At 62.6% G+C, this 19,008-nt stretch carries 17 protein-coding genes and 1 pseudogene; 9 read left to right on the top strand and 9 right to left on the bottom strand.

Annotated elements, in window-relative coordinates:
• Nucleotides 1–33: 33 nt before the first annotated feature.
• Both ACXIQ9_RS05675 and gloA read right to left on the bottom strand, forming a co-directional pair.
• Entirely contained in the window at nucleotides 34–2,733 is a 2,700-nt protein-coding gene (locus tag ACXIQ9_RS05675; protein ID WP_459016023.1) for an ATP-dependent Clp protease ATP-binding subunit, read from the bottom strand.
• Nucleotides 2,723–3,124 (bottom strand): lactoylglutathione lyase, encoded by a 402-nt coding sequence (gene gloA, locus ACXIQ9_RS05670; protein WP_010313533.1) that lies wholly within the window; start codon nucleotides 3,122–3,124, stop codon nucleotides 2,723–2,725. The genes ACXIQ9_RS05675 and gloA overlap by 11 nt, the downstream gene beginning before the upstream one ends.
• A gap of 124 nt (nucleotides 3,125–3,248) precedes the next feature.
• On the opposite strand from gloA, the gene eno reads away from it, so the two are divergent.
• Nucleotides 3,249–4,541 carry a phosphopyruvate hydratase gene (gene eno, locus ACXIQ9_RS05665; RefSeq protein WP_010313534.1) on the top strand — a complete coding sequence of 431 codons (1,293 nt, stop codon included), beginning with the start codon at nucleotides 3,249–3,251 and terminating at the stop codon, nucleotides 4,539–4,541.
• An 81-nt stretch (nucleotides 4,542–4,622) separates the two neighbouring features.
• Here eno and ACXIQ9_RS05660 read toward each other — a convergent pair whose 3' ends face one another.
• Genes ACXIQ9_RS05660 through argJ form a run of 4 tightly spaced genes read right to left on the bottom strand, consistent with a single transcriptional unit; the run spans nucleotide 4,623 to nucleotide 8,433 of the window.
• Nucleotides 4,623–6,290, bottom strand: a complete 1,668-nt coding sequence (locus ACXIQ9_RS05660; protein ID WP_247476790.1) for an ABC1 kinase family protein — start codon at nucleotides 6,288–6,290, stop codon at nucleotides 4,623–4,625.
• A complete protein-coding gene (locus ACXIQ9_RS05655) occupies nucleotides 6,290–6,604 on the bottom strand; it encodes a hypothetical protein (RefSeq protein WP_247476789.1) in 315 nt (104 codons plus the stop codon). The genes ACXIQ9_RS05660 and ACXIQ9_RS05655 overlap by 1 nt, the downstream gene beginning before the upstream one ends.
• Nucleotides 6,605–6,646: 42 nt before the next feature.
• A complete protein-coding gene (locus ACXIQ9_RS05650) occupies nucleotides 6,647–7,165 on the bottom strand; it encodes a hypothetical protein (RefSeq protein ID WP_459016022.1) in 519 nt (172 codons plus the stop codon).
• A 38-nt stretch (nucleotides 7,166–7,203) separates the two neighbouring features.
• A complete protein-coding gene (gene argJ, locus ACXIQ9_RS05645) occupies nucleotides 7,204–8,433 on the bottom strand; it encodes a bifunctional glutamate N-acetyltransferase/amino-acid acetyltransferase ArgJ (RefSeq protein ID WP_459016021.1) in 1,230 nt (409 codons plus the stop codon).
• A gap of 58 nt (nucleotides 8,434–8,491) precedes the next feature.
• Here argJ and coaE point away from each other — a divergent pair, with 58 nt between their 5' ends.
• The 4 genes from coaE (at nucleotide 8,492) to ACXIQ9_RS05625 (ending at nucleotide 11,279) form a co-directional block, all read left to right on the top strand.
• Nucleotides 8,492–9,124, top strand: a complete 633-nt coding sequence (gene coaE, locus ACXIQ9_RS05640; RefSeq protein ID WP_459016020.1) for a dephospho-CoA kinase — start codon at nucleotides 8,492–8,494, stop codon at nucleotides 9,122–9,124.
• A gap of 193 nt (nucleotides 9,125–9,317) precedes the next feature.
• On the top strand, nucleotides 9,318–9,599 hold the full coding sequence (locus tag ACXIQ9_RS05635; protein ID WP_459016019.1) for a hypothetical protein: 282 nt from the start codon (nucleotides 9,318–9,320) through the stop codon (nucleotides 9,597–9,599).
• A gap of 71 nt (nucleotides 9,600–9,670) precedes the next feature.
• Nucleotides 9,671–10,195 (top strand): hypothetical protein, encoded by a 525-nt coding sequence (locus ACXIQ9_RS05630; protein ID WP_459016018.1) that lies wholly within the window; start codon nucleotides 9,671–9,673, stop codon nucleotides 10,193–10,195.
• A 217-nt stretch (nucleotides 10,196–10,412) separates the two neighbouring features.
• Complete coding sequence (locus ACXIQ9_RS05625; RefSeq protein WP_459016017.1) at nucleotides 10,413–11,279, top strand: hypothetical protein; 867 nt, start codon at nucleotides 10,413–10,415, stop codon at nucleotides 11,277–11,279.
• Between the two features lie 44 nt (nucleotides 11,280–11,323).
• On the opposite strand, the pseudogene ACXIQ9_RS05620 reads toward ACXIQ9_RS05625, so the two are convergent.
• Nucleotides 11,324–11,613: pseudogene (locus tag ACXIQ9_RS05620) on the bottom strand (Asp-tRNA(Asn)/Glu-tRNA(Gln) amidotransferase subunit GatB); the annotation flags it as partial.
• Nucleotides 11,614–11,885: 272 nt separating this feature from the next.
• Between ACXIQ9_RS05620 and ACXIQ9_RS05615 the strand changes: the two are divergent.
• Entirely contained in the window at nucleotides 11,886–12,728 is an 843-nt protein-coding gene (locus ACXIQ9_RS05615; protein ID WP_459016016.1) for a hypothetical protein, read from the top strand.
• Between the two features lie 217 nt (nucleotides 12,729–12,945).
• Entirely contained in the window at nucleotides 12,946–13,431 is a 486-nt protein-coding gene (locus tag ACXIQ9_RS05610; RefSeq protein WP_459016015.1) for a hypothetical protein, read from the top strand.
• 299 nt (nucleotides 13,432–13,730) lie between these two features.
• Here the strand turns inward: ACXIQ9_RS05610 and gatB are convergent, their stop codons facing one another.
• On the bottom strand, nucleotides 13,731–15,203 hold the full coding sequence (gene gatB, locus ACXIQ9_RS05605) for an Asp-tRNA(Asn)/Glu-tRNA(Gln) amidotransferase subunit GatB (protein WP_296416255.1): 1,473 nt from the start codon (nucleotides 15,201–15,203) through the stop codon (nucleotides 13,731–13,733).
• Nucleotides 15,204–15,296: 93 nt separating this feature from the next.
• Between gatB and ACXIQ9_RS05600 the strand changes: the two genes are divergently transcribed.
• Entirely contained in the window at nucleotides 15,297–16,403 is a 1,107-nt protein-coding gene (locus tag ACXIQ9_RS05600) for an FAD-dependent oxidoreductase (protein WP_459016014.1), read from the top strand.
• A 67-nt stretch (nucleotides 16,404–16,470) separates the two neighbouring features.
• Here ACXIQ9_RS05600 and ndk read toward each other — a convergent pair whose 3' ends face one another.
• Nucleotides 16,471–16,929, bottom strand: coding sequence for a nucleoside-diphosphate kinase (ndk, locus tag ACXIQ9_RS05595; protein ID WP_247476780.1), 459 nt, complete (start codon nucleotides 16,927–16,929; stop codon nucleotides 16,471–16,473).
• Nucleotides 16,930–17,045: 116 nt separating this feature from the next.
• On the opposite strand from ndk, the gene speA reads away from it, so the two are divergent.
• On the top strand, nucleotides 17,046–18,980 hold the full coding sequence (speA, locus tag ACXIQ9_RS05590; protein ID WP_459016013.1) for a biosynthetic arginine decarboxylase: 1,935 nt from the start codon (nucleotides 17,046–17,048) through the stop codon (nucleotides 18,978–18,980).
• Nucleotides 18,981–19,008: the final 28 nt, after the last annotated feature.

Raw genomic sequence — 19,008 nt, 5'->3', positions numbered from 1 at the left:
ACGCGCCGGCAAACAAACACACTAACGGATGTCCTATTCAGGGCCTGAGATGGGTTTGAAGCAGAGGGCCTGCTCGCCTTCGCCCAGACTGACCTGAACGGCCGCCGCACCCAGGAAGCGCTCCTCGAGCAACTCGGTGGCCAAGGGGTTCTCGATCTGGCGCCGCAGCAACCGGCGCAGGGGCCGCGCTCCGTATTCCGGCTCGTAGCCCTGCTCCGCCAGCCAGGCCACGACTGGCTCGTCCACCTGAAGCGCCAGTCCCTGCTCTTGGAGCAACTGCGCCAACTCGAGCACCTGCAGGCGCACGATCCGTTGCAGGTCGGCCGGCCCCAAGGGCTGGAAGCGGATCACCTCATCGATGCGGTTGAGGAATTCCGGCCGGAACTGGCTGGCCAGGGCTCGCTCCACCTGCTCCTCAAGCGCCGAGGCGTCGGCCTGGCCGCGGGCGGCATCCAAGATCGCTCGACTGGCCAGGTTGCTGGTCATCACCACCACGGTGTGGCGGAAGTCGACCGTGCGGCCCTGGGAATCGGTCAGACGTCCGTCATCAAGGACCTGCAGCAGGACGTTGAAGACATCGGGGTGGGCCTTCTCCACCTCATCAAGGAGCAACACGGCATAGGGACGCCGGCGGACGGCTTCGGTGAGCTGACCGCCCTCCTCGTAGCCGACATAACCCGGAGGAGCCCCGAGCAGGCGGGCCACGGCATTGCGCTCCATGAACTCGCTCATGTCCAGGCGCACCAAGGCCTCTTCCTCATCAAAGAGGGACGCCGCTAGGGCCTTGGCCAGTTCGGTCTTGCCCACACCGGTGGGGCCGAGGAAGAGGAACGAGCCCACGGGACGGCGCGGATCCTTCATGCCCGCACGGGCGCGGCGAATCGCCGCGGCCACGGCACCGACGGGCTCCCCTTGTCCGATCACCCGCTGGGCCAGGCGCTGCTCAAGCTCCAGCAGCTTCTGGCGCTCACCCGCCAGCAGGCGCTGAACGGGAATCCCGGTCCAGCGGGCCACCACATCAGCGATGTCCCCCTCTTCCACCTGTTCCCGCAGCAGGGACTGCCCGCTCTGCTGACTGGCCTGGAGTTGCTCCTCCAACTCATGACGGCGCTGCTGAACCCCGTGGAGCTGGTCGTACTGGAGCCGGGCGGCCTCTTCGAGGTCACCATCTCGTTCGGCCTCGGCGATCTGCAGGCGCAGGGCCTCGTCATCGGCCAGGAGCTGGCGCAGCTCCGCCAACTGCTCCCGCTCGGCGGACCAGCGCTCCTGCAGGGCATGCAGGGTCTCGCTGACCTGCCGGCGCTGCTGCTGCAGCGCCACCCGTTCGGCCTCTGGGGCGCTCTCCGCCGAAAGCAGGGCCAACTCAACGCGGCGTAGATCGCTCTCGGCCTCCTCCACCAGACGTGGCTTGGAGGTGACCTCCATCCGCAGCTGGGCAGCGGCCTCATCGATCAGGTCGATGGCTGAATCCGGCAGGCAGCGATCGGAGATGTAGCGATCGGCAAGCCGAGCCGAGGCCACGACAGCGCCATCGGTGATGGCCACCCCGTGGTGCAACTCGTAGCGCTCCTTCAGGCCCCGCAGGATCAGGGTGCTCTCCTCAAGGCTGGGCTCCTTGATCAGGACCTGCTGGAAGCGCCGGTTCAGGGCGGGATCCTTCTCAACGGTGCGGCTGTACTCCTCAGGGGTGGTGGCACCGATGCAACGCAGGTCGCCCCGGGCCAAGGCCGGCTTGAGGATGCTGCCGGCGTCGCTGTTGGAGCGCTCCGGGCCCACCACGTTGTGGAGCTCGTCGATGAACAGGATCACGCCGCCCGCCTCAGCGCCTTCGGCGTCCCGCACCTCCTTGAGCACGCTGCGCAGGCGCTCCTCGAATTGGCCGCGGAACTTGGCGCCAGCGATCAGGGCGCCCAGGTCCAGGGAGACCAGCCGCTGGCCCTTGAGGGCATCCGGCACTTCGCCGGCGACGATCCGCTGGGCCAGCAGCTCAGCGATGGCGGTCTTGCCCACGCCCGGCTCGCCGATCAAGACCGGGTTGTTCTTGCCGCGGCGCGACAGCACCTGCATCAGACGCCGGATTTCGGTGTCGCGACCAATGACTGGATCCAAGTCACCCGCCCGGGCGGCGGCGGTGAGATCCCGTCCGAACTGCTCGAGGGCCGTGGGCTCCTGCTCAAGCTTCAGGCCGTTCTCATCAGTGGGGGCGGGCTCGACGACTGTCCTGCTGGGAGCGGGACGCGCCGGAGCAGGCGGCTCAACCACCGCTTGCGGCGCAGGCCTGGGAACGGAGCGACGCAGGTCCTCCTGGGTCAACCCCTGCTGTTGCAGGAGGGCGCCGGCAATGCGGCGGTCATCCAGCAGGGCCGCCAACAGATGGGGGACATCGATGAAGCGGGAGCCCCACTGGCCCCGCTGGCGATCGGCCCCCTCCAGAAGCAGTTCCAGGTCCTCGCCGACGAACAGGTCCCTGGCACTGCTGGTGGGCTGATCCGCGCAGAAGTCATCCAGCTGATCGAGCAGACGCGAGGCATCGAGGGGTAGGGGATCCACCCAGGCGGCGTAGCGCTCGTCATTCAGCAGCACCTGCAGCAGGTGCTCCACGTTCATCTCGCCGTGGCGCCAGCGGCGGGCCTGCTCCTGGCAGGCCAGCAGGAGGTCCCAGCCGGCATCGCTGAAGCGATCAGGAACCGTGGTGAGGCTGGCGGGGCCAGCGGCGTAGGAATCAGGCCGCATGGGCGCGAGAGCTCATCTCAATCAGTTCAACCTTGTAGCCGTCGGGGTCCTCGACGAAGGCAATCACGGTGGTGCCGTTCTTCATCGGGCCCGGTTCGCGCACGACCTTTCCCCCCTTGGCGCGGATCTGGTCGCAGACGCCAACGATGTCGTCCACACCCAGGGCGATGTGGCCATAGCCGCTACCGATGTCGTAGCTGCTGGTGTCCCAGTTGTGGGTGAGCTCCAGCACGGTGTGGTCGCTCTCGTCTCCGTAGCCCACAAAAGCCAGGGTGAACCGCCCCCCGGGATAGTCCTTCCGGCGCAACAGCCGCATCCCAAGAATGTCGGTGTAGAACGCGATCGAGCGCTCCAGGTCGCCGACCCGCAGCATGGTGTGGAGAAGGCGCATCCGGACTGTTCTTGACGGCCGCATTCTGACCAAAGTCAGCGGATTGGTGCCAACGGTCACCAAGGCCCCCGGCAGGGCGACCCATAAGATCCCTGCAAGGACTCATGTTGTGCGTTAGGCCGCTGTGATCGACACCCTCGACCTCGTCATCGACACCATCGTGGCCCGGGAGGTTCTCGATTCCCGTGGCACACCGACCGTGGAAGCCGAGGTGATGCTGGAGGGCGGAGCCAGTGGCCGCGCCATCGTTCCCAGCGGCGCCAGCACCGGTGCCCACGAAGCCTGTGAACTGCGGGACGGCGGCAGCCGCTACTGCGGCAAGGGTGTGCTGCAGGCCGTCAGCAACGTTGAAGAAAAAATTGCTCCGGCCCTCTGCGGCCTGAGTGCCCTGGACCAGGGCACCGTTGATGCCGCGATGCTCGAGCTCGACGGCAGCGACAACAAGAGCGCCCTGGGCGCCAACGCAATCCTGGCGGTGAGCCTGGCGAGCGCCCGCGCCGCCGCCAATGGCGTTGGCCTGCCCCTCTACCGCTATCTGGGCGGCCCGATGGCCAACCTGCTGCCGGTGCCGTTGATGAACGTGATCAACGGTGGCGCCCACGCCGCCAACAGCCTGGACTTCCAGGAATTCATGCTGGTGCCCCACGGCGCACCCACCTTCCGCGAGGCCCTGCGGATGGGCACCGAGGTGTTCCACACCCTCAAGGGTCTGCTGAAGGACAAGGGCCTGAGCACCGCCGTCGGCGACGAGGGCGGCTTTGCCCCTGACCTGGGCAACATCGAAGCCGGCGACATGCTGGTTCAGGCGATCGAAAAGGCTGGCTACCGCCCTGGCGATCAGATCTCCCTGGCCCTGGACGTGGCCAGCACCGAGTTCTTCAAGGACGGCCGCTACGCCTTCGACGGCGGCAGCTACACCAGCGCCGAGATGGTCGACCAGCTGGCGGCTCTGGTGAACCGCTTCCCCATCACCTCGATCGAGGACGGCGTTGCCGAAGACGACTGGGAGGGCTGGGCCCTGCTGACCGAGAAGCTCGGCAAGACCGTCCAACTCGTCGGCGATGACCTGTTCGTGACCAACAGTGCCCGCCTGCAGCGCGGCATCGATCTGGGCGTGGCCAACTCGATCCTGATCAAGGTCAACCAGATCGGCACCCTGACCGAGACACTGCAGGCGATCGATCTGGCGGGCCGTGCCGGCTACACCAGCGTGATCTCCCACCGCTCCGGCGAGACCGAAGACACCACCATCGCCGACTTGGCCGTGGCTACCCGCGCCGGCCAGATCAAGACCGGTTCCCTCAGCCGCAGTGAGCGCGTGGCCAAGTACAACCAGCTGCTGCGCATCGAGGACGAACTGGGCAGCCAGGCCGTCTACGCCGGCGCAGAAGACCGCGGCCCCCGCGGCAAGGCCTGAGGCGAACTGGAGCCAGGCTCCAACCGAACCAAGATCCCGGGACCTGGATCAGCCAGCCCGGGATTTTTTTATGGGCGGCGCTTAGGAATTGCCGAGCTTGTCGATGCGGGCGTCGCGCTTCAGGCGGGCCTGCAGCTTCAACCAGCTGAGACCCACCGGAACCCCGGCCACAACAGGAATGATCGTCAGCAGCGGCCGGGCGCTGGAGGCGAGCAGGGCCGCAGCGACGGCAAAGGCACCCAGCAGGACCGACTGTCCTGCACTCTGCTGGCTGAGGGCCAACCGACGCAGCAGACGGTCGGTCTCGCCGGCACGGATCTGAACCTGAAGATCGCCCTGTTCAATGCGGCTGAGGCTGTCCTCCAGGCGTTGGGGCAGACCGAGGGCACGGCTGCCCACCTCCACCGCCTGGCGACCCAACTGGTTGAAGAGATCGTTGGGGCCGTTGCCGCTGGCGGTCATGAGGGGAAGCAGATAGGGGCGGGCGATGGCGACGAGGCTAAAGCTGGGATCCAGGCTGCGGCCGACCCCCTCAAAGGTGGAGAGGGCCCGCATCACAAAGATCAGCTCTGGGGGCAGACGGAAGGGCTGCCCGTAGACCAACTCGTAGAGGTCGCCGGAGAGTTTGTCGAGGATGTTGGCGGAGAACGGAGGGGTCAGGGCCTCCGCGAGCATCACCCGCACGAGGCGACGGACCGGACCGGGATCGATGTCAGGGGCGATCACCCCAGCGGCTTGCAGCTCACGCACCAAGCCCGAGGCATCGCGGGCTGCCGCCGCCGTGACCATCCGCCCCAGGCGACTGCGCAGGCGCTGAGACAAGGTCCCGACCATGCCGAAGTCGTAGTAGATAAGGGCCCCATCACGGGCCACAGCCAAGTTGCCGGGGTGGGGATCGGCGTGGAAGAAGCCAAAGCGCACCAGCTGCTGCAGGTAACTGGCAGCGCCTTTCTCGGCGACCGCTGAAGGGTCGATGCCGGCCTCGATCAGGGCCTGACGGTCGTTGATCTTGATCCCGGGGACGTAGTCAAGGCAGAGCACCCGCCGGGTGGTGAGTTCCCAGACCACCGCTGGGATGCGGATGCCCGGATCATCGAGAAATTGCTGGCGGAAGCGCGCGGCGTGCTCGGCCTCCAGACGGAAGTCGAGCTCACGCAGGAGCACACGACGACATTCCTGAGCGATGGAGACCCAATCGCGACCAACGCCCCACTGGGGATGGCGCTGCAGCACCGCCGCGACCTGTTGCATGACCTCGAGGTCGAGGCGGAACAGACGCTCCAGCCCGGGGCGTTGGATCTTGAAGACCACCTGCCGGCCACTGCGAAGGCTGGCGCGATGGACCTGGGCCAGGCTGGCGGCCCCGAGGGGTTGCTCCTCGATATCGATGATCTCGGCGCAACGCTCCCCCAGCTCCTGCTCCAGCAGCGACTGGGCCGTGTCGAAGGAGAAGGCCGGGACGCTGTCCTGCAGCCGGGAGAGTTCTTCAACCCAGCTGGCCGGCAGCACATCCGGCCTGGCCGACAGGAGCTGACCGAGCTTGATGAAGGCTGAGCCCAGTTCCAACAACTGGGCCGTGAGCCAACGGGCACGACGCTTCTGACGACGCTCCTGCCCCTCCTCACTGACGCCCCCTGGATAGCTCCAGGACTGGGCATCCCACCAGAGGAAGGCCAACAACTGCAGAACGGCACCCCAGATCCGTAGGGAGCGAAGGGCGCTCGCCAGGGCCGGGCCAAGGCGACGCATCAAGCGGGCTCCTCGAGGCGGCGGGCAAGCCGCGTGACCTGGGCACGCAGCTGATCAATCTGCGTCTGGGGATCTGCCGCTGGTGAAGACGAAGCCATCGGGGACTCCGCTGCCGGCACCTCCTGATCTCCGTGCTCCAGCCGCTGGGCTTCGAGCTCCACCTCTTCTTTAAACAGGTCCCATTCCTGACGCAATCGCTCGGGGGCGTCCTGGGCCAAGACCGCCAGGCCAGCTGCGGCATCCGCCAAACCACTTCCCAGGCGGGCGCTGAGACGATTGAGGGCCGCCTGCACCAGGGTCTGAGGCTCACTCATGGCCGGCCGCTTGAGAGTCACCCAAATCGTGGCAGATCAGAGCTACTGAAGGGGGGGCAAATCCAAGAGGGGAACCGATTCCTGTGGCCTGGGTGCAGGCGCCTGGACCTGAGGCTTCGGCGTGGGCTTGGGTTTAGGCACCTCAACGACAGGCTTGGGCTCCAGCGCAGCGGGCTCTTCAGTTGGAGCCACTGGTTTGGGAGCGGCTTCTGCGGCGGCTTCACGCTCGGCTTTGGCCTCGGCCTCAGCCTTGGCCTTCGCGGCGGCATCGGCCTGCTCCTGGGCCTTGCGCCAGAGCTCGAGCTGCTGGGGATCGAGATCGGAGCGCAGTTCAGACGGCTGCTCCCCGTAGCGCAGGCGCATGTCCTTGAGCGTCAACCCAGGGGTCTGCTTCTGCTCAAAGCGGGGACTCAGGCGAATGACATCGCCGAGGTTGATCGCGGCCAGGCGCTGCGTGATGCCATAGGCCAAGGCAAAGCTCACCCCAGCGACCAAGGGGCCCATCCAGATCCTGGGGAGACCATTGGGAGCCTGCTTCTGGGGTGCTCCGGCCTTGGCCATCTCAGCAGGGACGTTGGTGGCTGATGGTAGGCCTGCTCTTAGGTCGTGTAATCGGCGTTGATGCGCACGTACTGATCGGAGAGGTCACAGCCCCAGGCGCGTCCACTTCCAGGGCCAGCACCGACCGAAAGGCGAATCGCAACGGTGTCATCCAAGAGGTAGGCACCGGCAGCCCGATCGCGCATGTAGGCCGAGGCGGCCGGCCGATCAAAGGCCATGGGTTGGCCAACTGCCATCAGCTGATGCTCCCCGAGCCAGAGCGCGACGGCAGCAGGCTCGAAGGGGACTCCCGCACGACCCGCGGCAGCGACAATCCGGCCCCAGTTGGGGTCACGGCCATGGACGGCCGTCTTGACCAGGGAGGAGCCACAGACCGTGCGGGCGATGGCCAGCGCATCGGCCTCCGTGGCGGCCCCCTCCACCTGGACCTCCAGTAGGCAGGTGGCCCCTTCACCATCGCGGGCGATGGCCTTGGCCAGGTGTTGAGAGACGGCGGTCACACCCTCCTCCAGGGCCGCGTAATGGGCGGGATCCAGGGGAGCGCCAGCGGCAAAGGCCAGGTAGGTGTCGTTCGTGCTGGTGTCGCCATCGACCGTGATGGCATTGAAGGAGCGCTGCACCGCGCGGGAGACCATTCCCTGCCAGACCTCAGCGGGGACGCCGGCATCACAGCTGAGATAGCCCAGCATCGTGGCCATGTTCGGGTGGATCATTCCCGAGCCTTTCGCCATCCCACCGATGCGAACGGTCTGGCCGCCGAGCTCCGCCTCCAGAGCGATCTGCTTATCGATCAGGTCGGTGGTGAGGATCGCCTGGGCTGCCGCAGGGCCTCCCTCCGACGAAAGGCCTTCCACCACCGGATCGATGGCCTGCAGCAGGGTCTCCATGGGGATCGGGACACCAATCACCCCGGTGGAGCAGATCAGAACCTCGTCCGCCGCAAGCCCCAGGCGGTCAGCCACGGCCTGGGTGGCACGGATGCTGTCAATCAGACCGAGGTCACCGGTGCAGGCATTGGCCTGACCTGAGTTACTGAGCACCGCACGGGCAACACCACCACTGGCCGCCAGGCGATCGGCGCAGAGATCCACGCAGGCCGCTCGCACCAAGGAGGTCGTGAAGGTGCCCGCACAGACCGCGCCCTCGGGAGCCAGCACAAGCGAGAGGTCCGGCTTCCCCGAGGCCTTCAGGCCCGCCGTGATCCCCGACGCCTGAAAACCCGCAGGTGCGGTCACACCACCATCAATCAACCGCCAGGCGTAGGTCACAGCTGGTGAGCCGCATCAACTCCTGCAATTCTGAGTGCAGGCAGATCAGTGACACCCCATGGGTCAGGGGCCCCGCTGGCAAGGGCAACAACGCCGCATTGGCCTGACCGGCGGCATCGCCACGGGCAAAAGCACGGTGGGGCGCCTCCTTGCTGCGAAAGGAGTACCTGTCCTGGATGCCGACCAGTACGCCCGAGAGGCCCTGGCGCCTGGCAGCCCCGGTGCTACAGCAGTACTGGAACGCTTCGGCGACGCGGTTCGAACCAGCGGCACAGGCCCCGAGTACCCAACGATCGATCGCGGAGCCCTTGGCTCGATTGTCTTCAACAACGCCGCTGAGAAGCGCTGGCTCGAACAACTCGTGCATCCGCTCGTGCGCCAACGCTTTGATCAGGTGCTCGATGCACTCCAAACTGAGCCGGAAGTGGTGTTGATGATTCCCCTGCTCTTTGAAGCGGGGCTCCAAGAGCTCTGCAGCGAGATATGGCTGGTGCATTGCGACGAAGCTCAACAACTTGAACGCCTCATACAACGCGATCAGCTGAACGCCGTCGAGGCCGAGGCGCGGATCAATGCTCAGTGGCCCATGGCCAAGAAAAGGCCCTTAAGCGACGCCCTCATTGAGAACAACAGCTCAGAAGATCACTGCCTCGAACAGGTCAATGAACTACTGATGAAGTTCCGCTCTTAGCGCTTGCAAAAACTCAGCCTTCTTGGTTTGTGATCAATGTCACATCGACAGTAGATCCAGATCAAAGGGTTGATCACACGAGCAGAGAACACTTGGTTCATCAGCCAATCAGGCCGATTCAACCACTCTCTCCTCCACCATCATGTTCAACTCCTCCACCAAGCGCGCCGCACTCGCCGCCGTTGCACTCACCATGGGCGTCGGCGCCGCAGCAGAAGCCATTAACGCTCAATCCGCCCATGCACTCAGCGCACAACAACTCCAGCAAGCTGGACAAGCCATTCAATTCATCCGCGGCAAAGGCTGCACCGTCACCCCAGAAAGCAACGCTTTCCTGATCTCCTGCTCCACCAAAGTTGTTGCCGACCTCGTTCAGCCTGAACTCAATGCCAGCGAACTCAAGCTCTACAACAGACGCGGCAAGAGCTATGCACGGATCAAACTAGGCAGCAACGGAGCGCCAAGGAAACATTAAGAAATTCCTGCAGCCCTCGGTCGATCTTGCCGCCGCTTGTCAGAATGAAAAAAGACATAATCAACAACCAAATGCAGCGCCCTGTTGCTCTTGGCTCATTGACGCTCATTAGTCTGCTGAGCACGGCCTACTTCACTGCACCCGCAGGCGCTCAGAATGACCCGAGAAGGCCATCGGCCATTCAGATTATTGGCCCAAACGGCCCAGGGACAGGATTCTATGGAAATGAATATTTCATCCGAGAATACAGATTTGGCCAATCCAGAGACTTCATACCTCTTGTCGAAGTTCGGATCAATGGCGGAAGACCTGTAAATGAAGCTGATTGGAGCGGCATCAATCGTAGCGCAAACCCCACAAACAATGGATACTACTGCGGATTTGTCACGGCTCACACCAATGGTCAAACACCTGTAAACGTCAACCTTTTGTCAATAAGCGGGGTAGTTGGCGGGCGGCCAATAGTGGTGGACGACCCCGGGAAATGCACTTGCATGAAATACAAAGCCATACCCAATTTCAAGCCACAAAACAGCTTTCCATTTAATCCAAAGCCAATAATCAACAAACTACAAAAGCGGCCCAAGCTATACTAACCTGGGACCAAACAAGTAGCCGACCAAACTCAACTAGCTACTACGGAGAGAAAATCGCCCCATACGGCTTCTACCTCTCCCACTGTGGATAGCCATCATTCAAATCCCAATAAACACTAGCTCCCCTCAAAAGGAGCTTTTTTATTGCAGAAGGCTGATACACCCCTGACACTTACTCTCGTCGCAACCAAGCTGAGCAGAGATAAATAGATCAGCCATGGCACTCCAGAAGTTCCAGCCCAGCTTGATCACTCCTGCACTGGCGGCCTTCGCTGTGATCGGCAGCCTGCAAACGCCGGTTCAAAGCCAAACCGTCGAGTACTGGAACACCAGCGCGGGAGAGCTGCAGCTCACTGATAAGGGAGCTCACAACTACTCGGGAACCTTCAACGGGAACAAGCTTTATGGGACAAGAAGCAATCGAGGCAATTTTATCGGGCACTGGATCAACAACAAACGAGATACACCAAGGTGCCCATATCCGATCGATGGCTCCTACTACTGGGGGCCAGTCCAACTGAACTTCACCACGAATCGCTTTAGTGGGAAGTTTGGAGTTTGCAACTATCCGCCTGGAGCGAATTGGACCGGCTCACTAAAGATGACCGGCTGGGGGAATAGTGGATTAGATATGACGGGATTCTTTAATCCTGACTACAGCAAGACCTATGTGACCAACTTGGGCCCCCTAAAGTTCAGGAAGGCGAGTGGAGGCCATGCCACAGGTGACTATGGCAATGGCTACGGTACGATTCAAGTTACCAGCTCCTACTGGAGGCCAAGCCCTCGCCAAGAGAGTGAAGTTCACGGTACTTTTAGCAATCGAGAGGGGAGGAAAGGCCAGTTTGTCTTTAACTTTGAGTCAGCCTGCACCTTCCAAGGTGAGTGGTGGTTTCAGGGACAAGAGAGAAATAAGCAACCCTGGCGCGGCATTTGCAGCAGCGGGAAACCCAGACCCAGGGGCGGCTGGTCCTGCAAAGCGATGACCGCGAGCTGCTCTGCGCAAGCAGCCGGGCTCTTGGTCGAAGAGTATTGCGTCAAAAACCCAACAGCCATTGGCTGCCCTTTCAAACAAAACCGCTAACCCAGGCAGCCGTCCCTAGACCCATGATCACACCCAAGTGGTGATCAATCATTCAACTTCTGACGCAGGATTTTTTTGGCCCGTCTCAGAGCAGCTTTACCGCCAGTCTTCTTCATCAGCTGACCAACAAAGAACCACTGCAGCTTGGTCTTACTGCCGCGGGAGGCTTCCACTTCCTCAGGTGAGCAGTCAGAAGCTCTTCGCCAATCACGGTGATTGCAGTAGGGTCACTGATCATGCTCAGACCCCACTCATCGACGATCTTGGCCGGTGAGCCACCCTTCTCCAGCAACTCAGGCAGGAATTCCTTGGCGATCTTTCCGCTGATCTTCTGGAGCGACTTCATGTTTCGCATGCGGCGTTGCTGATCTCTTTGGTCGTCGCTGATCGATTTCCCTCTCCGGGACCCAAGCCACACCACGCCCCCTCAACAGGGGGCTTTTTAATGCTCTTGCAGCAGAAACGCTCAAACAAGACTCCCAAAGTTCATCCTGTGAGCAAAGTCACAAGCACTTGAGATCTTGATCAATAACAAGCTCGCGCAAATGGAGAACACTTGGTTCATCAGCCAATCAGGCCGATTCAACCACTCTCTCCTCCACCATCATGTTCAACTCCTCCACCAAGCGCGCCGCACTCGCCGCCGTTGCACTCACCATGGGCGTCGGCGCCGCAGCAGAAGCCATTAACGCTCAATCCGCCCATGCACTCAGCGCACAACAACTCCAGCAAGCTGGACAAGCCATTCAATTCATCCGCGGCAAAGGCTGCACCGTCACCCCAGAAAGCAACGCTTTCCTGATCTCCTGCTCCACCAAAGTTGTTGCCGACCTCGTTCAGCCTGAACTCAATGCCAGCGAACTCAAGCTCTACAACAGACGCGGCAAGAGCTATGCACGGATCAAACTAGGCAGCAACGGTCGAGCTCAGACCACGCGCATCAACAACGTCTATGTCAACCCCCGGGGCCCCCTGAACCTCAAAATCATGCCCGACAACATCAACAGCCGGCGCATTGAGCTCAAAGGCACCGATCAAGGCTTCCAGTTCATTACCAACTTCGAAAGTGACGGCACCGAGTTCCAAGTAGAAGACAAGTACTTCGGGAGCTGGTGTGACAACTGCTTCCCCGATGTTCACTGGAACAATGGTCGCATTGCCGCCAACCTTCCCCTCTCGCCCTCCATGCAACTGCGCTCAGATTCACGCGTTGCCGTCAGCGGCGAATGGCTACTCCGCGGCAATCTCAATATCATTCCCGATACAACCGTGAACAACAGCCTCTCTACTGGCATGAGCAATATTCTCCAGGGCAATCTCGGAACGATCAACACACTCATCACCTCGCAGCTCAACGGGCTCGCCAGACGCTTGCCCAACAACATCGCCAACAACATCAGCTACGGCTTCAGTAACGGCAATATCCAAGTCCGGGTCCCTGTTCGCTGAACCCTCACCTCAACCCCTCTGCAAAGCCCCCTCCAGCAGGGGGCTTTTTCATGCTCAAACGCCCCCTCAAGCCACCCAGATCCCTGGCCAAAACTGGCCTGTGATCAACATCACAGCTCCCTGCGACCCAGCTCAAATCCTTCGCCAGCCGCCCAGGCCACCTTGGGTTCATGACCAGCCGGGGATCACCCCCCACTCCTCACACTCCTCCTCCGTCATGACCCGCTCCGCTTCCCTCCTCGCCGCTCTTGCCCTGACCTCCGGCGCCGCCCTCAACCTCTCCACCGGCGCTGCTGCAATGACCATCGCCTGGGATTGCTTCGATCGCACCTCCAATGCACTCGTCGCACGCAGCGCTGTTGACCTCACCAGCCCTGCCATCAGCTGCCTACAAGCCGCTGGCGCCGGCAACAATCAAGCCCAAAACGAGCCAACCGAGCAGTCTGCTGATCTGGCCACCAACGACATCACCGGCGACTCCTCCGATCCAGGCGCCACTGAATTCAGCGATGACTTCACCGCTGACGCTGGCGCCGCTGACCCTGGCTATTCAGAAGATCCCTCCGTCCAAGACGACACCTCTGCAGGCTCCGGCTTCGCCAACGCTGGTTCCAGCACCGGAGATGCCCTCGGCCAAGCCGTTGGCAGTCACCTCGGCAAACTCCTCGGGCAAGGCATCTCTGACCTCTTTGGTCGTCGCTGATCCTCTCCCCTCTCTCACACTCACAACCACCCACTCGCCCCCTCAATCGGGGGCTTTTTTGTGATTGCTTCACCGACTGGGTGGGCGCATGTTTTTGCCCGGGGGCCTGACCCATTCCGTACGCGGCAGGGGGTCAGGCTCTGTATCCGTAATCCCCGCCAAGCCTCCCCTGTAGCTGTAGTTATATACGTAATCGCGCTCTCGACCCAGATTGCCGCGGTGTGAACGCTTGTAGAAATAGCGGTTAATCCAAACAACGCTCAAGAAGAGCGCCGCTTCCATCAGCTCTTGGTCCCTGCTCAGCCCTTGAGCTTCTGGCTCAGGATCTGATTGGCGAGTTTCGGATCAGCCTTGCCGCCGGTTTTCTTCATCAGCTGACCAACAAAGAAGCCCTGGAGTTTGTTCTTACCGCCGCGGAAGGCTTCCACCTCCTCAGGGTGAGCAGCCAGGAGCTCTTCAACGATCGCGGTAATTGCAGCAGGGTCGCTGATCATGCCCAAACCCCGCTCATCGACGATCTTGGCCGGTGAGCCACCCTTCTCCAACAACTCGGGAAGGATTTCCTTGGCGATCTTGCCGCTGATCTTGCCGCCGTCGATCAGCTTCACCATCTCGGCCACCTGCTCCGGGCGGAAGGCCAGTTCGGAGTAGCTCAATCGGTTGGCATTGACGTAGGCCGCAATGTCACCGGTGATCCAGTTCGCCACACCCTTGGGGTCGGCTCCGGCAGCCACAGCTGCCTCAAAAAATTCCGCCATCGGACGCTCGTCCGTCAGCACACGGGCGTCGTACTGGGACAGACCGAGGTCTTCGGCGTAGCGGTGGCGCTTGGCAGCCGGCAGCTCGGGCAGCTCAGAGCGCCAGCCCTCGCGCAGTTCTGCACTGACCTCGATCGGGCCCAGATCGGGATCGGGGAAGTAGCGGTAATCGCTGGCCCCCTCCTTGCTTCGCATGCTCTTGGTGAGCTGCTTGCCCTCATCCCAAAGGCGGGTCTCCTGAACGATCGGTTCGCCGGTTTCGTAGGCCTTGATCTGACGCTGAATCTCGTACTCACAGGCCTTCTGAATGGCCGAGAAGGAGTTCATGTTCTTGATCTCCACCTTCGTGCCGAAAGGCGCATCCGGCCCGCGGCGCACGGAGATGTTGACGTCACAGCGCAGGGAGCCCTCCTGCATGTTGCCGTCGCTGACGCCCAGGTAGCGCATGATCCGGCGGATCTCGGAGGCATACTCCGCCGCCTCCCGGCCGGTGCGCAGATCGGGCTTGCTCACGATCTCAGCGAGGGCCACACCAGCGCGGTTGTAATCCACCAACGAGTGGGTTGAACCGGCGAGACGATCGCTACCAGCGTGAACCAATTTGCCGGCGTCCTCCTCCATGTGGAGACGCTCAATCCCGATCTTCTTGAGGTAGGTGTCTTTGCCTTTCTCAGCCACCTCAACTTCAATCCAACCGTCCTCGGCGATCGGTTCGTCGTATTGAGAGATCTGGTAGTTCTTGGGCAGGTCCGGATAGAAATATTGCTTGCGATCGAATTTGCTGTGCTCAGCAATATTCAGATTGAGGGCCATGGAGGCCTTCACGGCGTACTCCAGCACCTTCTGATTCAGGACCGGAAGGGTTCCCGGCAGGCCACACACCACCGGATCGATATGGGTATTGGGATCGTCCCCAAAGGTGGTGGAGGCGCCGGTGAAGATCTTGCTGTTGGTCCCCAGTTGCACATGGGTCTCCAAGCCGATCACTGCTTCCCAGGCGGCCTCAGCTGCCATGTCCCAACTCCGTCAATCGCCTGATCCTATGGAAGGGCCGCTGGTCAGCCCAACGCATCACCTGAAACACTGGCAGTTCGGGTTGGATCGGCCATGACAGCCGCCCAGGGCAAAGGAGTTCTGATCCTCGGTGGCGGCCTCATGGGTCTCGCCCTGGCCCATCAGCTCGCTCGGGCGGGACGCTCCGTTGAAGTGCTCAGCCGCCACCGCAGCGAAGCCGCTGGTTTTGTAGCCGCCGGGATGCTCGCGCCCCATGCAGAAGGGCTCAGCGGTGATCTGCTGCGCCTTGGCCAAGAGAGCCTGCGGCGGATCCCCGGCTGGGTGGATCAGATCCAATCCGACAGCGGTCTCTCCTGCGGCCTGCGGGACTGCGGAATCGTGGTGCCCTTCGCCTCAGAGGCGGAGCGCGACATCTATCCCACCGCTCCCTGGGGCCAAGCCCTCGATCGAGCAGGCCTCGAGCGTGAAATCCCGGGCATCGGGCCGGGCTGGCGGGCCGGACTGCTGTTCCAGCAGGACGGTCAAATCGACAACCGCCGTCAACTGATGCGCGCCCTGGAGCGCTCCTGTGTCGACCTAGGCGTCCGCTTCCAGGAGGGCGTTGAAGTCCTCGAGCTGCTCCAGCAGGACCAGACACTGCAGGGCATCCGCGTCCGCAACGCCGAGGGGGACCTCCAGACCATCGATGCCCAAGAGGCCGTGCTCTGCTGCGGTGCCTGGAGTGCCGACCTGCTGCCCGAGCTACCGATCTATCCGGTGAAAGGGCAGATGCTCTCGCTGCAGGGCCCCAAAGAGGCCCTGCCCCGCGTGATCTTTGGCCCGGGCACCTATCTGGTCCCTCGGGAAGACGGCCTGCTGGTGGTCGGAGCAACCAGCGAACGGGATGCCGGATTCACCACCGGGCTGACCCCCTTTGGTCAAAGGCAACTCCAGGCGGGCATCGCGGCGCTCCTCCCTGAGGCCCAACACTGGCCACCGATGGAGCGCTGGTGGGGCTTCCGGCCCTGCACCCCCGACGAAGGTCCCCTGCTGGGAGCTAGCTCCATCTCAGGCCTCTGGCTGGCGGCGGGACACCACCGCAATGGGGTGCTGCTGGCAGCCATCACTGCGCAGCTGCTACAGAAATGCCTTCTTGGCGAAGAGCTAACGCCTGAGGAAGAACGGCTTCTCACAGCCTTCAGCTGGGCACGCTTTTCCTGAAGCGAACAACCCCAGGCACAAAAAAACCGGGGGCTTGCGCTCCCCGGTCTCGAGAAAGTTGGAGGGATCAGCCCTCGACGCGCCAGCCCTGATCGGAGGGGGTCCAATCGCTGAGCTCAGACGCCTGGAACCAGAGACCGATCTCGAACTGAGCGGTTTCAGGGGCGTCGGAGCCGTGGATCACGTTGCGGCCGATGTTGACGGCCAGATCACCGCGAATGGTGCCGGGCTCAGCCTCCAGAGGCTTGGTGGCGCCGATCAGCTTGCGGGCGCTGGCGATCACGCCGTCGCCTTCCCAGACCATCGCCACCACGGGGCCCGAGGTGATGAAGTCCACCAGGCCAGCGAAGAAGGGGCGCTCGCGGTGCACGCCGTAGTGGCTCTCAGCCAGCTCACGGCTGGGGGTGAGCTGCTTGAGGCCCACCAACTTGAAGCCCTTGCGCTCGAAGCGGCCGAGGATCTCACCCACCAAACCGCGCTGAACACCATCGGGCTTGATGGCAATAAAGGTGCGCTCGGCAGCCATGACAAAAAAACATCTGATCCGGCCCATCGTCCGTGGCCGCCCTACCGCTTGGCAAGCACAGCTGGCACCCCGGGCGTGAGTCCTTAGATTTCTGCCATTGCCCCGCCGCCGGCTTGATGGTCTCCGCTGAAAACACCAGCTGGAGCGCAGCTGACAGCGCAGCCCTCTACGGCATTGACCGCTGGGGTGATCCCTATTTCTCGGTCAATGCCCGCGGCCACATCAGCGTGCAACCCAAGGGGGAGCGGGGCGGCAGCCTTGATCTTCTGGATCTCGTCCAGGGACTTGAAGGCCGCAGCCTGGGGCTTCCCCTGCTGATCCGCTTCGACGACATCCTCGAAGACCGGCTAGAGCGACTGCACGGGGCCTTTGAGCGCGCCATCGCCCAATACGGCTACGCCGGCCGCTACCAGGGGGTCTTCCCCGTGAAGTGCAACCAGCAGCGCCATGTCGTCGAAGAGCTGGTGACCTGCGGCAAGCGCTGGCACTTCGGGTTGGAGGCCGGCAGCAAAGCGGAACTGCTGATCGCCCTGTCTTTGGTGGATGACCCCGAGGCGTTGCTGATCTGCAACGGCTACAAGGACCAGCGCTACATCGAGACGGCGATCCTGGCCCGCCGGCTTGGTCGCCAACCGGTTGTCGTAATCGAACAAGCCGACGAGGTCGATCGCATCATCCAGTCCAGCCAGGAGCTGGGTGCTGCCCCGTTCATTGGAATCCGCGCCAAGCTCTCCAGCCGCAGCACCGGCCGCTGGGGAAGCTCCGTTGGCGCCAAGGCGAAATTTGGCTTGGCCATCCCCGAGCTGCTGGCCACGGTCGAGGCCCTGAAGAAGGCCGATCTGCTGAACGACCTGAAGCTGCTCCACTTCCATGTGGGCAGTCAGATCAACGACATCGCCGTTCTCAAGGATGCCCTGCAGGAGGCCGGACAGATCTATGTCGAGCTGACCAAACTTGGCGCCCCAATGGGCTTCCTCGATGTGGGGGGCGGCTTGGGGGTGGATTACGACGGCAGCCGCACGGCCACCTCAGCCTCAACGAACTACTCGCTGCAGAACTACGCCAACGACGTCGTCGCCACTGTTCGTGAATGCTGCGAACCCCACGGAGTCCCGGTTCCCACTCTTGTCAGCGAGAGCGGGCGGGCCATTGCCAGCCACTTCTCGGTGCTGGTGTTCAACGTGCTGGGCCAAAGCACCGTGCCCAGCGGCTGTCCTGCGGCCAATGGAGAGGAAGCCCTAACGGTGCGGAACCTGCGCCAGACCCTCGCTGAGATCGAAGCCGTCGATGGCCAGGGCGATCCCGATCTCTCCAAGCTGCAGGAGACCTGGAACGACGCCCTCAAATTCAAAGACGACGCGCTGAGTGCCTTCCGCCTCGGCTACCTCAGCCTGACGGAACGCTCCGTGGCCGAGCAGCTCACCTGGGCCTGCGCCCAGGCGATTGCACAAAAACTGCCCAGCAACGCAACGATCCCCGAGGAGCTGAGCAACCTCAGGGCCGAGCTGGCCGCCACCTTCTACGCCAACTTGTCGGTCTTTCGCTCCGCTCCCGACAGCTGGGCGATTGAGCAACTCTTCCCGCTGCTGCCGATTCACCGGCTGAACGAACAACCGGAGCAGCTGGGGCACTTCGCTGACCTCACCTGCGACTCCGACGGGAAACTGGCGCGCTTCATCGCCCAGGGACAGAGCAAACCCCTGTTGGAGCTCCATGCACTGAAGCCCGATGAGCCCTACTTCATCGGCATGTTCCTCGGCGGGGCCTATCAAGAGGTCATGGGAAACCTGCACAACCTCTTTGGCGCCACCAATGCGGTCCACATCCGTCTCTCCCCAGGAGGCGGCTACCAGGTCGATCACGTCGTGCGCGGAGACACCAATGCCGAGGTGCTTGAGGCCATGGAGCACGATCCAGAAGTGCTGCTGGAGCGACTGCGGGTGACCAGCGAGTCAGCCATCCAAAAGGGAACCCTCAAAATCCAGGAGGCCCGCCGTCTGATGGATCACCTGGAGACGAGCCTGAGGCAAACGACCTACCTGCAGAGCTAATCGCTCAAACAGCGCAGCTGGGATGGGC

The organism is Synechococcus sp. LTW-G, assembly GCF_054459035.1.
Note: the sequence above shows the minus strand (reverse complement) of the source record. Positions and strands in the feature narration are given on the sequence as shown.

What these genes read in the sequence shown, in the direction of transcription:
- ndk (WP_247476780.1), bottom strand. Translation starts at nt 16,929, where the DNA reads ATGGCTGCCGAGCGCACCTTTATTGCCATCAAGCCCGATGGTGTTCAG.
- speA (WP_459016013.1), top strand. Translation starts at nt 17,046, where the DNA reads ATGGTCTCCGCTGAAAACACCAGCTGGAGCGCAGCTGACAGCGCAGCC.
- gatB (WP_296416255.1), bottom strand. Translation starts at nt 15,203, where the DNA reads ATGGCAGCTGAGGCCGCCTGGGAAGCAGTGATCGGCTTGGAGACCCAT.
- ACXIQ9_RS05610 (WP_459016015.1), top strand. Translation starts at nt 12,946, where the DNA reads ATGACCCGCTCCGCTTCCCTCCTCGCCGCTCTTGCCCTGACCTCCGGC.
- ACXIQ9_RS05600 (WP_459016014.1), top strand. Translation starts at nt 15,297, where the DNA reads ATGACAGCCGCCCAGGGCAAAGGAGTTCTGATCCTCGGTGGCGGCCTC.
- ACXIQ9_RS05630 (WP_459016018.1), top strand. Translation starts at nt 9,671, where the DNA reads ATGCAGCGCCCTGTTGCTCTTGGCTCATTGACGCTCATTAGTCTGCTG.
- ACXIQ9_RS05675 (WP_459016023.1), bottom strand. Translation starts at nt 2,733, where the DNA reads ATGCGGCCTGATTCCTACGCCGCTGGCCCCGCCAGCCTCACCACGGTT.
- ACXIQ9_RS05650 (WP_459016022.1), bottom strand. Translation starts at nt 7,165, where the DNA reads ATGGCCAAGGCCGGAGCACCCCAGAAGCAGGCTCCCAATGGTCTCCCC.
- coaE (WP_459016020.1), top strand. Translation starts at nt 8,492, where the DNA reads ATGGGTCAGGGGCCCCGCTGGCAAGGGCAACAACGCCGCATTGGCCTG.
- gloA (WP_010313533.1), bottom strand. Translation starts at nt 3,124, where the DNA reads ATGCGCCTTCTCCACACCATGCTGCGGGTCGGCGACCTGGAGCGCTCG.
- ACXIQ9_RS05635 (WP_459016019.1), top strand. Translation starts at nt 9,318, where the DNA reads ATGGGCGTCGGCGCCGCAGCAGAAGCCATTAACGCTCAATCCGCCCAT.
- ACXIQ9_RS05655 (WP_247476789.1), bottom strand. Translation starts at nt 6,604, where the DNA reads ATGAGTGAGCCTCAGACCCTGGTGCAGGCGGCCCTCAATCGTCTCAGC.
- ACXIQ9_RS05625 (WP_459016017.1), top strand. Translation starts at nt 10,413, where the DNA reads ATGGCACTCCAGAAGTTCCAGCCCAGCTTGATCACTCCTGCACTGGCG.
- ACXIQ9_RS05615 (WP_459016016.1), top strand. Translation starts at nt 11,886, where the DNA reads ATGTTCAACTCCTCCACCAAGCGCGCCGCACTCGCCGCCGTTGCACTC.
- ACXIQ9_RS05660 (WP_247476790.1), bottom strand. Translation starts at nt 6,290, where the DNA reads ATGCGTCGCCTTGGCCCGGCCCTGGCGAGCGCCCTTCGCTCCCTACGG.